Source organism: Streptomyces sp. NPDC046925 (assembly GCF_040644915.1).
Taxonomy (GTDB): Bacteria; Actinomycetota; Actinomycetes; order Streptomycetales; family Streptomycetaceae; genus Streptomyces.
In genome coordinates this window covers 133,073-147,103 of record NZ_JBEYWZ010000010.1, presented here as the reverse complement: position 1 = coordinate 147,103, position 14,031 = coordinate 133,073, and the positions used below count along the sequence as shown (strand labels likewise).

Here is a 14,031-nt window from a genome sequence, read left to right as displayed (position 1 = left end):
CGGGGGCGACGGCACCGCCGCCCCCGCTCCCGCGGTACTTCGGAGGATCATGCCGCGGCGAGCCGGGGCTCCCGTACGGACAGCCGTCCGCTGCGTGCGAGTGCGGCGACGGAGGCCGCGCAGGCGAGCCCCGTCGCGGTCAGGGCCCACCACGTCATCCACAGGGCGTCGTGGCGCTCGGCGAAGTCCCAGATGGCTCCGGTGAGGAGATTGCCGAGGGTGATGCCGAGGCCGGAGACGGTGTTGTAGAGGCCGTAGTGGGTGGCGACGAGACGGTTTCCGGAGAGGGCGACGACGGTGTCCATCTCGAAGGGATAGACCACCGCGCTGCCCGCCGCCAGCAGGACCACGGCGGCGAGAAGGGCCACAAGGACCGCTGCTGTGGCGCCGGTCGGGGTGAGGGCCAGGGGCAGGAAGGCGACCCCCATCGCGACGAGGCCGCGCACCAGCGCCTGCCCGGGGCTCCAGCGCTGCTTGGCCCAGCCGGTGAGCCTGAGCTGGCCCATGACGGCGACCGCCGCCGACACGACGAAGAGCCCGCTGGTGGCCCATGTGCCCTTCGACCCCAGGGCGTTCGAAGCGGCCAGCGGGAGAGCGAGATAGACCTGGAAGGTCAGGACGTACGAGCCGATCATCGCGATGGCGAAGAGCAGGAAGGGCCGGTTGGCGACGACGGTGCGCCACTGGGCAAGGACGCCGTCCGGACGGGCTCCGGCGGCCGAGTCCTCCCCGTGGCGTGCGGGCAGGGCGCGCCACTGCAGCAGGGTCAGCGCGCCGAAGATCGCGGCGGCGACCGTGCAGACGAGGCGGAAGTCGGCGGCGAGCAGGCCGAGGCCGACGAGCGGGCCGAGGAGCATCCCCGACTGGTAGTAGACGTTGAAGGTGGCGAAGGCGTCCACGCGTCGGTCGCCAGCCTCGGCCGCCAGGTAGGCGCGCACGGCGGGGTTGAACAGGGCGCCCGCGAAGCCGGTGGCCGCGGAGGCGATGACGAGCGCGGGGAGATTGTCGACCCAGCCGAGCAGGCCGAAGCCGGCGGTCCGCAGGAGGCAGCCCGCCATGATCGGTGCCTTGTAGCCGAAGCGGTCGGCGATGGTGCCGCCGATGAGGAACATGCCCTGCTGGGAGAAGTTGCGTACGCCGAGGACGAGGCCGACCGCCCAGGCCGCGAGCCCGAGCCGGCCGGACAGATGGGCGGCGAGATAGGGCATGAGCATGTAGAAGGCGAGGTTGATGGCGAACTGGTTGGCCATCAGGAGCCGTACCGCGGGCGGGAAGGAGCGTGTCTGCCGGTACAGGTGCTTCATCGGGCGGCTCCCGTGAGTTGGTGCGCGGAAGCGCCGGTGAGGGGGTCGGTGACGTGCGTGCAGCGGGTCCACCGGGTGACGACGCGGTCGGCGGGGCGGGCGATCTCGTCCGGGTCCTCGGCGGGCGGGTGGCCGAGCAGGTCGTGTTCGCGGCAGTAGACGTCGTCGAAGACGGTACCGAGGTAGCGGTGCGGGCCGTCGGGCAGGACGGTGACGATGCGGTTCTCGGCGGGCAGGGTGCGGGCCAGCCAGCGTGCGACGAGGGCGACGGCGCCGACGCTCCAGCCGCCGGTGGCGTAGTGGTGGCGGGCGAGTTCGCGGGCGGCCCGGACGGCCTCGGGTGCCGCGACCCAGTGCACCTCGTCGAAGAGGTCGTAGGCCACGTTGCGGGGGTAGATGCTGCTGCCCAGACCGCGCATCAGACGGGGAGCGGCGGGCTGGCCGAAGATGGTGGAGCCGGTCGCATCCACTCCCACGACGCGCAGGCCGGGGAAGTGCTCGCGCAGGATCGAGGCGATGCCCGCCGAATGGCCGCCGGTTCCGACGGAGACGACGAGGGTGTCGATCCGCCCGAGTTGGGCGACCAGTTCGTGGGCCAGCGGGGCGTAGGCGGCCACGTTGTCGGGGTTGTTGTACTGGTCGGGGCACCACGCGCCGGGGTGGCGGGCGAGGAGTTCCTCGACGCGGTGGCGGCGTGCCTGCTGCCAGCCGCCGGTGGGGTGCGGGGCGTCGGCGACCTCGATGTGCGCTCCGTACGCGGTGAGCAGTCCGGACATCAGTGGTTCCATGCCGGGGTCGGTGACGACCGTGACCGGGTGGCCGAAGGCGTTCCCGGCGAGGGCCAGGCCGAGGCCGAGGGTGCCGGAGGTGGACTCCACGATCCGTGCGCCGGGAGCCAGTTGGCCGCGCTCGCGGGCGGCTCGCACCATGTAGAGGGCGCTGCGGTCCTTGATGCCACCGGGGTTGTGGCCTTCGAGCTTGGCCCAGAAGCCGCGCCCGGCGGCGGTGAAGGGCGCGCCGATCCACAGGACAGGCGTGTCGCCGACCAGGCCGGCGGAGGTGTGTGCGGGGTGTTTGGTGCCGGCCGGCACATGGGCCGGTGGGACGGAACTCGCGGCGGTGGTGATGTGGTTCATGGCGTGTTTCTCCCGCGGGCGACGGCGTCGGAGGAGGGGCCGTCACTCGTTGTGTGGGTGGAAGGAGGTCGACTGATCGCGGTGACCGATCAGGTCCTCCACACGCCCAGGCGGGCCCGTTCCCGTTGGGCCGATGTCTCGCTGTCGCCCGACAAAGGGGGAGCGCGTTCGCGTACGCGGGCGGCCGACCGGTCGGAGCATGCGGCCGACGTCGTGTCCTGCGCCGCCTCGGAGAGCGGAGCGATGGCACGGGGTGGCTGGACCGTGGGCTCGTCGATGCCCCAGCACTGCGTGGGACCGTGTTCGCCAGGGGCGGCCTGCGACGTGGTGGGGTGCTGGTGCGGGGGTCCGCAGGACGCGGTTGGCGCGAGGAGCGAATCGGCGCGTGCGACCCCGGCGGGCGCCGGGCCGTGGGCACAGGCCAGCAGGTGCACCAGCGTGACCAGAAGCACCACGAGCGCCGCTCCGGTGCGGGACACGGAGCGGCTGCCGCGGGGTGCCGACCGAGCCGTCATGAGTGCTTACAGTAATCGATCGGTTACGTAAGGTGCGGGTGAGGATCGGTGTCACAGTGCCGGCGGGGATGCGGCCCTGCGGTGTCGGCTACCTGCCACTCGGTTCGTAGGCGCTGATGACGTACAGGGCTTCGTCGTCCAGCGCGTTCTTGTCCCAGTCGAGCGAGATCCGCACCGGGTGTCCGTCGGTCGCGTACTTCGCCTCCGCCGTGTCCGCCCGGTCGTGGCGGGCCTGCTTCAACTCCTCCAGTAGTTCGCCGATGGTCGGCACTTCGCCGGGCAGTTGCTTCGCCACCCGCCGACCGCTCTCGTCGAGACCGACCGCCTCGGCGACCTTGCCGTCCCGGACCGTCACCCGGAAGGTCCCGAGCAAGGACCGTTCTCCTTCGGTCGACTTCAGCGTGTAGGCGTACGAGGAGGGCTCCTCCCAGGTGCTCCCGTCCCGCGCGTCCTCGGTGCCGCAAGCGGCGGTCGTGCCGATCAGCATGCCGATCAGGGCGACGGCGGACATGGAACGGAGGCCGGGACGTGCGGCAGTCATGGTGCTCCCTCGAAGACGGTTGCTCCTATGACGCCGATCGGCCCGTCGGCGTTCGGGCGGGCGCCTGGAAGTGGGGAGTCAGGCCACGTTGATCCGGAAGGGAGATCCGGCGAGGGGAGTGGCCGATCTCGGGAGCGCTGCGTGCCGAAGATCGAAATTGCAGGTGAAGGGCCCGTCGCGGGGCCGTTCGCGACGTGCCGCTTCGTTCTGGCCGTGTTCGGACGAGGGCTGCGAGTAATCATTTCGAGCCACCCGGCTTGACCATCCCTTGACATGCGATTGACCATATCTTTACCTTCGAATCCCGGTCGACGAAGATCCATTTCGTTGCCCGTTCCGCAATTCCCCGGCACTCGAGGAGGTCCGTATGGACAAGCTCATCAAGCAGATGACCCAGGACACCAACTGGTCGAAGTGGGTGGCCGCGAACTCGGCACAGGGCGCCAAGGACGGCTGCATCAGCGCCGCCCCGAAGGCCGGATGCATCAGCGTCGCCGGCAAGAGCGGCTGTATCTCCTGACCCACGCCCGCCCGCGCCCGGGCCGCCGCCGTCCCTTGCCGGCGGCGGCCCGGCCCGCCACCCCCACGGAGCACACATGAGTCCGCTGCCCAGCCCGCACGTCGTCGACCGGGTCCGGGACATCCCGATCTACCGCGCGTCCGTCGACAGGGGAGACTTCCCGATCCTGGAGAAGACCGAGATCGCCCGTGGCTTCCCGGACAACTGGATGACGCCCGGACTCGCCGCGGCGCTCGAGGCGGGCCAGGCGGAGTACGTCCTGTCGACCGGCACCAACCACGCCCGGATGCAGCTGATCCGGCCGCCGTACTTCCTGCTCCGCTCCTACTACCGGCTGTGGAGCGAACACCCCGACCTGCGCGCCACCTGGGAGGCGGGCGCCAAGCGCATCTCCCTGACCACCGTGCTCGCCACCGAGCACGTCGCCCGCGTCAACGCCAAGAAGCCGGGCGCGACGCCGGGAGAGCGCTGGCTCGACGACCGCACGCTGTACCTCAACAACACCCTCGACCCGGCCGACTGGGACCGGGCGGAGGTCCGCCGCATGCTCGCCGAGATCCGCGCGATCAGCGACGCCCACCCCACCGGCACCTACCACCTGGACTGCTCGGGCTACCACCTCGCCCACCTCGTGCGGAAGGTGGACGACTGGGGGCTGTGGGACGAGTTCCCGCAGCCGGGCAGCATCGTCCACGCCTACGAGTACACCCCGCTGAACGTACGCGCCCTGCTCCAGAAGCACTTCGACTGCCCCGTCGTGGACCTCTTCGGCAGCACCGAACTGGGCTACCTCTACTCCAGCGACCCACGGACCGGCCGCTACCGCCCGCACCTGGAGGACATGAGCATCGAGCTCATCCCCGTCGCTCCCGGCAGCCAAATCCACGGCCTCATCGTCACCAGCCTGCGCAACCCCTTCATGCCGCTCGTGCGCTACCGCTCCGGCGACTGCGTGCGCACCTTCGACGGCTCCGCCGACCCCGGGCGCATCGCGGCCTTCTGCGGCCGCGAGAAGGAACTGCTCGACACACCGGGCGGACCCGTCGCCCAGGCCGACCTCGACGCCCGCGTCCACGACGCGTCCGACCGCGTCTTCCTCGCCCAACTGCGCCTGTCCGAGACCTCCGACGACGCCGTCCTGCGCTACACGACCTTCGACGGCATCCCGCTCGCCGCGGCGCAGACGGAGCACCTCGCGGGGCTCGTCGGTGAACTCACCGGCCGCACCTGTCATCCGGAGCACCGCACCCACCTGCCGATCGGGCACTCCGGCAAGTACGTCTGGCTGGTGCGTCCCTCCTGACCGACGCGCGCCGACCACCGTCCCTCACGCCCGAACAGGACCCCGCACCGTGACCACATCAGCACGCCCCGCCCCCACCGCCGAAGACCTCCTGGGCAGCGCCCTGTACGGGGAAGCCGTCGGGTACTTCACCGCGAAGACGGAACACGACCGTGCACACGTCGAGCACCAGGTGCGCGAGTGTCTGCGCTATCTGTACCTGGTCTCCCGCCATCCCGACCGGCTCGGCGGACTGTTCCTGCCGGTGGAGCAGGAGATCGACGAGATCTGGCACTTCCTCATCCTGCAGACCCGCGAGTACCGGGAGCTGTGCGAACAGCACCTGCCCGGCGGGCACTTCATCCACCACCGCAGCATCGCCTACACCGACTACCAGGGCGGGGAAAGCGGCGACGGCGGCGACCGGGCCGACGAGCGACGCCGGGTCGCGGCGGAGGAAGCCCTGCGCTGGATCCCGCTCTACACCGCCGCGTTCGGCCCGTTCGACGAGGACGCGCTCCCGCACTGGACCATCGTCCGCTTCCTCCACCAGGAGATGGGCATGAGCCTGGTCGAGATCTCCGCCCTGAACCCCTCCGACGGGCCCGACGCGTGACATCGGAGGCCCCCGCCGCGCAGGTCGCCGGCCCCGAGGTGCAACGCCGCGTCCTGACCGTCCTCGTCGCCTCGCAGGCCCTGGGCGGCGCCGGAATGGCCGCGGGCATCACCGTCGGCGCGCTCCTTGCGCAGGACCTGTTCGGCTCCACCGGCTTCGCCGGACTGCCGGTGGCCCTGTTCACCGCGGGAGGCGCGCTCGGCGCCCTGCTCGTCGGCCGCATCTCCGAGCGGTGGGGACGCCGCCCGGGACTCTCCCTCGGGCACGCGGCCGCCGCCCTGGGCAGCATCGGCGTGATCGTCGCCGCCTGGTCCCGCACCGTACCCCTGCTCCTGATCGCCCTCTTCGTGTACGGCGCGGGCACGGTCACCGGCCTGCTCGCCCGGTACGCCGGAACCGACCTCGCACCGCCAGAAAAACGCGGTCGCGCCACCGGCACCGTGCTCCTGGCCACCACACTCGGCGCGGTGGCCGGGCCCGCCCTGGTCGGCCCCACCGGCACCCTCGCCGAATCCCTCGGCCTGCCCCGCCTCACCGGCCCCTTCCTGCTCGCCGCCGTCGCCTACACGGCCGCCGCCCTCGTCGTCGCCCTCTGGCTGCGCCCCGATCCGCTCCTGCTCGCCCGGAGCCAACAGCCGTACGCCGCAGGGCCGCAGGCGGGGGAGCGGCCCGTGCGCCGGATCGGACCCGGCGTCGTCACCGGAGCGGCCGTGATGATCAGCGGGCAGCTCGTGATGATCGCCATCATGACGATGACCCCGGTGCACCTGACCCACCACGGGCACAGCACAGAGCTGGCCGGGGTCGTGATCGGCCTGCACGTGGGCGCCATGTTCCTGCCCTCGCCGTTGACCGGCCTCGTGGTGGACCGGATCGGAAGCCTGCCCGTGGCCGCGTCCTCCGGCGGCGTGCTGCTCACCGCCGGTCTCCTGGCCGCGCTCGCACCGCCCACCGGAGCCGTGGGAGCCGCCCTGCTCGGCACCGCGCTCGTGCTGCTCGGCATCGGCTGGAACATGGCGCTCGTCAGCGGCACCGCCATGGTCGCGGAGGCGGCGCCCGCAGATTCACGGGCCTCCACGCAAGGACTTGTCGACGTCGGGATGTCGCTCGCCGGAGCCACCGGCGGCCTGGTCTCCGGCCTCGTCGTGGCCGGCGGCAGCTACCCGCTACTCGCCGTCTGCGGCGGAGTGCTCGCGCTCGCGGTGATCCCCCTCACGGCCCGCGCCGCCCGCCCGCGCCGCAACGCCGCGAGCGCCACCGCGAGTTGACCCACCCCGCGTCCCCTCAGTGGCGTGCCCCGGCCCACCCGGGCCCCACGGCCGTCAGCGACCCGTCAGGAGAACGGCATGCCCAGCGTCCCCCCATCCCCTCCCCGGGCCACCGCACCGCAGCTCGACGCCGTCGTGGTCGGGGCGGGCTTCTCCGGCCTGTACCAGCTGTACCAGCTGCGTGAACTGGGCCTGTCGGTACGCGTCTTCGAGGCATGCGACGACATCGGCGGCACGTGGCACCGCAACCGCTACCCCGGCGCGCGCTGCGACATCGAGAGCACGTCGTACTCCTACTCCTTCTCGCCCGACCTCGACCAGGAATGGGAGTGGAGCGAGCGGTACGCCACGCAGCCGGAACTCCTGCGCTACCTCCACCACGTCGCGGACCGCTTCGGGCTGCGGCAGGACATCACGCTGAGCACCCGCGTGACCCGGGCGGTGTACGCCGAGGACGACCACCTCTGGCAGGTCACCACGGACACGGGGGAGCAGCTCACCACCCGGTTCGTCGTCCTGGCCACCGGCTGCATGTCGGCCGTCAAGGAGCCGGACATCCCCGGCGCGGCCTCCTTCGAGGGGCAGGCCCTGCACACCGCGGACTGGCCGCACGAGGGCGTCGACCTCACCGGCCGGCGGGTCGCGGTCATCGGCACCGGCTGCTCCGGCGTCCAGGCCATCCCGCTCATCGCCGAACAGGCCGCCGCCGTCACCGTCTTCCAGCGCACCCCGGTCTACGCGCACCCCGCCCGTAACCGCCCGCTGTCCGCCGAGGAGAACGCCGAACTGAAGGCGCGCTACCCGCAGTTCCGCATCGCCCAGCGGCAGTCCAGGGGCGGCACCGTCTTCGACCCGCCCACCCGCTCCGCCCTGGAGGCCGACGACGCCGAGCGCACCGCGACCTACGCGGCGGCCTGGGAGTCCGGCCTGCTCAGCGGCCTGCTGCGGACGTACAACGACATCCTCGTCGACGCGGACGCCAACGAGACCGTCGCCGAATTCGTCCGCTCCAAGATCCGCTCGATCGTCAGCGACCCCGGGACGGCCGAGACGCTGTCACCGCGCGGCCTGCCCTACGGCACCAAACGTCCCTGCCTGGACACCGGTTACTACGCCACGTACAACAAGCCGCACGTCGGCGTCGTGGACCTCGCCGAGACACCGATCGTGGGGATCACGCCGAGCGGCGTCAAGACCTCGGAGCGGGAGCACGCCGTCGACGTCATCGTCTTCGCCACCGGCTTCGACGCCATGACCGGATCGCAGGTCGCGATCGACATCGTCGGCAAGGGCGGCACGACGCTCCGGGAGAAGTGGGCCGACGGGCCCCGCAACCATCTGGGCCTCCTGTCGTCCGGCTTCCCGAACCTCTTCACCGTCATCGGCCCGCTGAGCCCGTCCGTGCTCAGCAACGCGGTGGTGGCCATCGAACAGCACGTGGAGTGGATCACCGACTGCGTCGCACACCTGCGAGCGGGCGGCCTGACCGAGATCGACGCTTCGGCGGACGCCGAGGAGGAGTGGTGCGCCCACGTCGCCGACCTCGCCGGGCAGACGCTCTACCCGGCCGTCGCCTCCTGGTACACGGGTGCGAACGTACCGGGCAAGCCCCGGGTGTTCCTGGCCTACACCGGCGGCCTCGACCGCTACCGGGCACAGTGCGACGCGGCCGCCCGGGACGGATACCGCGGGTTCGTGAGGACGTAGCCCGACGTAGCCCAAGGAAGCCCGATATGCGCTGCGGCACCCTGCGAGGGACCATGAAGGCATGACGGATTCACGTGTCCCACCCACGGAGACGCCGCCCGCAGAAGGGTCGATCGCCGAGGCGCACCAGGAGCGATCCGACGGCGGCCTCTGGGAGCACCCTTCCGTGTGGCTCGCGCTCATCGTGTGCGGCGCTGTGCTGATAGCCGCATTCTTCGTCGCCCGCATCGCGGGATTCTGAGGCGGGCTCCTCCGGCCCGGTCCCTCACACGGACGGGCCACCCGCTCCCTCACACGGATGGGCCAATAGGTGCATCCGCCCGGCGTGTCCGCGGGGAATACGCAGAAGCCCCACCCGACGCGCCATGAGAGGGACTGCGATGCGCCGCACCTGGACGGAGGCACCACCCGTCACCGGCGGGCACCCGCCTGCGGTCGACTTCGACGTCGCCGCCGCGGTCGGGCGCACCCTGCACGAAATCCTCCGGGAGCGGCTCGCGGCGGCGGTCGCGATCGACGCCGCCTTCGCCAGGGGCGTGGGCGAGCGTGTCGCCCGCTTCACCCTGGACGGCGGCAAGCGCATGCGCTCGCGGTTTCTGTGGTGGGGCCTGCGGGCCTGCGGGGGCCCGGCCGACGCGGCGGGCACCGAGGCCGCCCTGCGTCTGGGGGCGGGACTCGAACTCATCCAGACGTGCGCACTGGTCCACGACGACGTGATGGACGGTTCACCGGTGCGCCGCGGCAGGCCCGCCGTCCACGTCGACCTGGCGGCACAGCACGCCGCCCGCCCGCCGGGACCCGGCGCGACATTCGGCACCGGTGCCGCCATCCTCGTCGGCGATCTGGCCCTGGCCTGGGCCGACGACATCGTGGCCGACACACGGCTGCCGGTCGGCACCGCCGCGCAGGTGCGCGGACTGTGGCAGGCGATGCGCTCGGAGATGGTCGCCGGCCAGTACCTCGACCTGTACGGGCAGACCACGGGCTCCCGCTCCATGCCCCTGGCCGTCAAGACCGCCACGCTCAAGAGCGGCCTCTACTCCGTGGAACGGCCGCTGGCCCTGGGCGCCGCGCTGGCCGGAGCCGACGAGCGGACCACCCGCGCCCTCTGCTCCGCCGGACGCTGCGCGGGCATCGCCTTCCAACTGCGGGACGATCTGCAGGGCGTCTTCAGCGACCCGGAGCACACCGGCAAGCCCTCCGGCGACGACATCAGGGAAGGCAAGGTCACCTACCTCCTGACGATGGCCAGGGCCCGCGCCGAAGCCACCGGCAACCGTGCCCTGCTCGAAGTCCTCGACACCCGCGTGGGAGGCGGCCACGCACTCACGGAAGAGGACCTGGAGCGCGTGCGCGGCGCCCTGGTGGAAACCGGCGCCCGCGACCTGGTCGAGACCAGGATTCGCCGGCTGCTCGCCCAGAGCGTCCGGCACCTGGACCGCGCGGCCCTCGCGCGCCCCGCGGCCGCACACCTGCGGGAGATGTTCTGCACCGCGGCAGGCGGCGATCGCACCACCGACGACATGCGGCCCTTCGCCGAAGCGAGCCATCGATGAGGACACTGCAAGGGCCGACCGATCATGTCGTGGTCGTCGGAGCGGGCCTGTCCGGCCTGTCGGCCGCCCTGCACCTGCTGGGGGCCGGACGCCGGGTGACGGTCGTGGAACGCGCCGCGACGCCCGGCGGACGTGCGGGCCTGCTGGAGCAGGGCGGCTACCGGATCGACACCGGACCGACCGTGATGACCATGCCGGACATCGCGGAGGAAGCCTTCGCCGCGGTCGGCGAGCGACTCGCCGACCGCGTGGACCTGGTCCCCCTGCATCCGGCATACCGCGCCTGCTTCGCCGACGGCAGCACGCTGGACGTCCACACCGGTGCGCAGGCGATGGAAGCCGAGATCGCCCGCTTCGCGGGAGCACGCGACGCCCTGGGCTACCGTCGGCTGCGCCGCTGGCTCGAGCGCCTCTACCGGGTGCAGATGCGCCGGTTCATCGACACGAACTTCGACTCCCCGCTGGGCCTGCTGACCCCCGATCTCGCCCGCCTCGCGGTACTGGGCGGCTTCGGCCGACTGGACGCCCGCGTCGGACGTTTCCTCGCCGACGAGCGGCTGCGGCGCGTCTTCACCTTCCAGGCGCTGTACGCGGGAGTCCCGCCGGCCCGCGCCCTGGCCGCCTACGCGGTCATCGCCTACATGGACACCGTCGCCGGGGTCTACTTCCCCAGAGGCGGCATGCACGCCCTGCCCCGGGCCATGGCGCAAGCCGCCGCCGACGCAGGGGGCGACCTGCGCTTCGAGCACGACGTGACACGCCTGGAACGCTCCGGCGAGCGGATCACCGCCGTCATCACCGACCGCGGGCGGATCCCCTGCGACGCCGTGGTGCTCACCCCGGACCTGCCGGTCGCCTACCGGCTGCTCGCCCGCCGCCCGCGGCGTCCCGTCGCCCTGCGCCACGCCCCGTCCGCGGTCGTCCTGCACGCGGGAACCGACCGCACCTGGCCCCAACTGGCCCACCACACCCTGTCCTTCGGCGCCGCATGGAAGGACACCTTCACGGAGCTGACCCGCACCGGGCGCCTGATGAGCGACCCCTCGCTGCTCATCACCCGGCCCACGGCGACCGATCCCGCGCTGGCACCTCCCGGCCGCCATCTGCACTACGTCCTCGCGCCCTGCCCCAACACCGACATCGGCGCGGGCGCGCGCGAGTGGCGCGACCTGGCGCCGCGCTACCGCGACAGCCTGCTGCGCCGGCTCGAGCGGCGCGGGCTCGACGGATTCGGCGCCGCCGTACAGGAAGAGTGCCTGGTGACTCCCGCCGACTGGACCGCGCAGGGACACGCCGCCGGTTCACCCTTCTCCGCCGCCCACACGTTTGCGCAGACCGGCCCCTTCCGGCCCGCCAACCTGGTGCGCGGCACCTCCAACGCCGTCCTCGCGGGCTGCGGCACCACGCCGGGCGTCGGCGTGCCGACCGTGCTGCTCTCGGGAAAGCTGGCCGCAGCCCGTGTGACCGGAGCGGGGCACCCGTCGCGGGCACGTTCCCGGGCGGCGGGCCCGGCCACGAAAGGACCCGCCGTATGACCCGCCGGGAATTGGACGCCGCAGGCATCACCGACCCGCACCTGCGCACCGCCTACGCACGCTGCCGTCACCTGAACGCACGCCACGGCAAGACGTACTTCCTCGCCACCCGGCTGCTGCCCGTCGTGCACCGGCCCGCCGTGCACGCCCTGTACGGATTCGCCCGCTGGGCCGACGACATCGTCGACGACATGGATTCCACGGCCACCACCGCCGAGCGCTCCGCCGCGCTGCACCGGCTCGAGCACCATCTGACCGCATCGCTGCGCCACGGAACCGGCGACCAGCCGGTGGTGGCCGCGCTCGCCGACACCGCCGCCCGCTATGCCATCGAATCGCGGCACTTCACCGACTTCCTGCGCTCCATGCGCAGCGACTTGGAGGTCAGCGAGTACGCCGACTACGCGGCGCTGCGCGCTTACATGCACGGATCCGCCGCGGTCATCGGACTGCAGATGCTGCCCGTGCTCGGCACGGTGGTCCCCCGCGCGGAGGCCGAACCGCACGCCGCCGCACTCGGGGTGGCCTTCCAGCTGACCAACTTCCTCAGGGACGTCGGCGAGGACCTCGACCGCGGCCGCCTCTACCTGCCCCTTGACCTGCTGGCCGCCCACGGCGTGGACCGCGGCCTGTTGCAGTGGAGCCGCGACACCGCAACCGGCGACCGGCGCATCACCGCCATGCTCAAGACCGCCGCGCACCTCACCCGCGACGTCTACCGCCAGGCGGCACCCGGCATCGCCATGCTCGCTCCTGTGTCCCGGCCCTGTATCCGCACCGCCTTCGTGCTGTACGGCGGCATCCTGGACGCCATCGCCGACGACGGGTACGCGGTGCTGCACCGCCGTGCGGTCGTCCCCCGCCGGCACCGGGCGGCGGTGGCCGGTGACGGCCTGGTCCGCCTCGCCCTCGCCCGCCTCGCCCGGGCCCGCACCCATGGCGCGCCCGTACCCGTCGCCCGGGCGCTCCCGTTGAAGGAGACCGCGTGAAAGACGGCCGTGCCCCCGGCGCCGGACGCACCCCCCTGCGGCTGCGGCGCCGTCCCACTCCCTGGGAGCGCCAGCGGCCGACCTGGCGCGAGGCGAAACCGGGCATCATCTCCGCGGCGCTGAAACGGGCGCAAGCCCGGCCCTCGGGCAACTGGTACGTCCTGGGCGGCTCGGCGGCCCTGAGCGCGCACCGGCCGCTCGGCCGGAGCATCGGCGGTGTCGAGGTCGTCGCCTGGCGCGATGCGCGGGGAGTGCTCCGGGCGGGGCCGGGCGGCTGCCCCCACCTGGGGGCTCCGCTCAAGGACAGCCCGGTCCACTGCGGCACGCTCATCTGCCACTGGCACGGCATGGCCTTCGACGGAGGGGCCACCGCGGGCTGGGAGCCCTATCCGGCGTTCGACGACGGCGTACTGCTCTGGGTCAGGCTCGATCAGATCGGGGGCGAACAGCCGCTGGAGCGGCCGGTGGTGCCGGCCCGGCCGGATCCGGCACGGGCCGTCGCGGCCGTCTATGAGACGTCCGGGATCTGCGAACCCGAAGACGTCGTCGCCAACCGCCTCGACCCCTGGCACGGCGCGTGGTTCCACCCCTACTCGTTCGTGGACCTCACCGTGGTGGACCGGCCCGGCGAGCCGGACAGCGGAGGCGAGCAGGCCGAGGACGCGTTCGCCGTCGACGTCTCCTTCAAGGTGGCCGGCCGGGCCGTCGTCCCGGTGCGCGCGGTGTTCACCGCGCCCGAACCACGCACGGTGGTCATGCACATCACCGAAGGGGAAGGGCACGGCTCGGTCGTCGAGACCCATGCCACGCCGATGGCACCCGACGCCCGGGGGAGACCGCGCACCGCGGTCATCGAGGCGGTCGTCGCCGCGTCACACCGCCGCGGCTTCGCCCTCGCCCGGGCGGCGGCACCGGCGCTGCGTCCCTTGATGCGTGCCACCGCGGCACGTCTGTGGCGTGACGACCTCGCCTACGCGGAGCGCCGCTGGGCACTGCGCAGTACCGGCCGGTTCCCGGGCTAGACACGCCCGGGCCGCCGCAGCGTGCGGCTCGACCGGCCGG

Annotated in this window: 14 protein-coding genes; 10 read left to right on the top strand and 4 right to left on the bottom strand. The window is 72.5% G+C overall.

All coding sequences use genetic code 11. The features are described from left to right. Window positions 1-47: 47 nt before the first annotated feature. The 4 genes from ABZ906_RS32695 to ABZ906_RS32680 all read right to left on the bottom strand — a co-directional run bounded on the left by ABZ906_RS32695 (window position 48) and on the right by ABZ906_RS32680 (window position 3,496). Window positions 48-1,304, bottom strand: a complete 1,257-nt coding sequence (locus tag ABZ906_RS32695; RefSeq protein WP_361389124.1) for an MFS transporter — start codon at window positions 1,302-1,304, stop codon at window positions 48-50. Continuing rightward, entirely contained in the window at window positions 1,301-2,440 is a 1,140-nt protein-coding gene (locus ABZ906_RS32690) for a PLP-dependent cysteine synthase family protein (protein WP_361389121.1), read from the bottom strand. Before ABZ906_RS32690 ends, ABZ906_RS32695 begins: the two co-directional genes overlap by 4 nt. Before the next feature lie 89 nt (window positions 2,441-2,529). Beyond that, window positions 2,530-2,955 (bottom strand): hypothetical protein, encoded by a 426-nt coding sequence (locus ABZ906_RS32685; protein ID WP_361389118.1) that lies wholly within the window; start codon window positions 2,953-2,955, stop codon window positions 2,530-2,532. 88 nt (window positions 2,956-3,043) lie between these two features. Then, window positions 3,044-3,496 (bottom strand): DUF6174 domain-containing protein, encoded by a 453-nt coding sequence (locus ABZ906_RS32680; RefSeq protein ID WP_361389115.1) that lies wholly within the window; start codon window positions 3,494-3,496, stop codon window positions 3,044-3,046. A 367-nt stretch (window positions 3,497-3,863) separates the two neighbouring features. Here ABZ906_RS32680 and ABZ906_RS32675 point away from each other — a divergent pair, with 367 nt between their 5' ends. From ABZ906_RS32675 to ABZ906_RS32630, 10 genes are all read left to right on the top strand, one after another. After that, window positions 3,864-4,016, top strand: coding sequence for a hypothetical protein (locus ABZ906_RS32675; protein ID WP_361183797.1), 153 nt, complete (start codon window positions 3,864-3,866; stop codon window positions 4,014-4,016). Between the two features lie 76 nt (window positions 4,017-4,092). Continuing rightward, window positions 4,093-5,319 (top strand): hypothetical protein, encoded by a 1,227-nt coding sequence (locus ABZ906_RS32670; RefSeq protein ID WP_361389112.1) that lies wholly within the window; start codon window positions 4,093-4,095, stop codon window positions 5,317-5,319. 49 nt (window positions 5,320-5,368) lie between these two features. After that, window positions 5,369-5,914: a hypothetical protein gene (locus ABZ906_RS32665; protein WP_361389109.1), complete on the top strand. Its 546-nt coding sequence runs from the start codon at window positions 5,369-5,371 to the stop codon at window positions 5,912-5,914. Beyond that, window positions 5,911-7,182: an MFS transporter gene (locus ABZ906_RS32660; protein ID WP_361389106.1), complete on the top strand. Its 1,272-nt coding sequence runs from the start codon at window positions 5,911-5,913 to the stop codon at window positions 7,180-7,182. Before ABZ906_RS32665 ends, ABZ906_RS32660 begins: the two co-directional genes overlap by 4 nt. A 78-nt stretch (window positions 7,183-7,260) precedes the next feature. Beyond that, on the top strand, window positions 7,261-8,889 hold the full coding sequence (locus ABZ906_RS32655) for an NAD(P)/FAD-dependent oxidoreductase (RefSeq protein ID WP_361389103.1): 1,629 nt from the start codon (window positions 7,261-7,263) through the stop codon (window positions 8,887-8,889). A gap of 61 nt (window positions 8,890-8,950) precedes the next feature. Continuing rightward, a complete protein-coding gene (locus tag ABZ906_RS32650) occupies window positions 8,951-9,130 on the top strand; it encodes a DUF6480 family protein (RefSeq protein ID WP_361183788.1) in 180 nt (59 codons plus the stop codon). A gap of 139 nt (window positions 9,131-9,269) precedes the next feature. Further along, the gene (locus ABZ906_RS32645; RefSeq protein WP_361389100.1) at window positions 9,270-10,445 is read left to right on the top strand and encodes a polyprenyl synthetase family protein; all 1,176 of its coding nucleotides are present in this window, start codon (window positions 9,270-9,272) and stop codon (window positions 10,443-10,445) included. Then, window positions 10,442-11,980 (top strand): phytoene desaturase family protein, encoded by a 1,539-nt coding sequence (gene crtI, locus ABZ906_RS32640; RefSeq protein ID WP_361389097.1) that lies wholly within the window; start codon window positions 10,442-10,444, stop codon window positions 11,978-11,980. Before ABZ906_RS32645 ends, crtI begins: the two co-directional genes overlap by 4 nt. Next, window positions 11,977-12,969, top strand: a complete 993-nt coding sequence (locus ABZ906_RS32635) for a phytoene/squalene synthase family protein (RefSeq protein WP_361389094.1) — start codon at window positions 11,977-11,979, stop codon at window positions 12,967-12,969. The genes crtI and ABZ906_RS32635 overlap by 4 nt, the downstream gene beginning before the upstream one ends. Then, the gene (locus ABZ906_RS32630) at window positions 12,966-13,991 is read left to right on the top strand and encodes a DUF5914 domain-containing protein (protein ID WP_361389091.1); all 1,026 of its coding nucleotides are present in this window, start codon (window positions 12,966-12,968) and stop codon (window positions 13,989-13,991) included. The genes ABZ906_RS32635 and ABZ906_RS32630 overlap by 4 nt, the downstream gene beginning before the upstream one ends. Window positions 13,992-14,031: the final 40 nt, after the last annotated feature.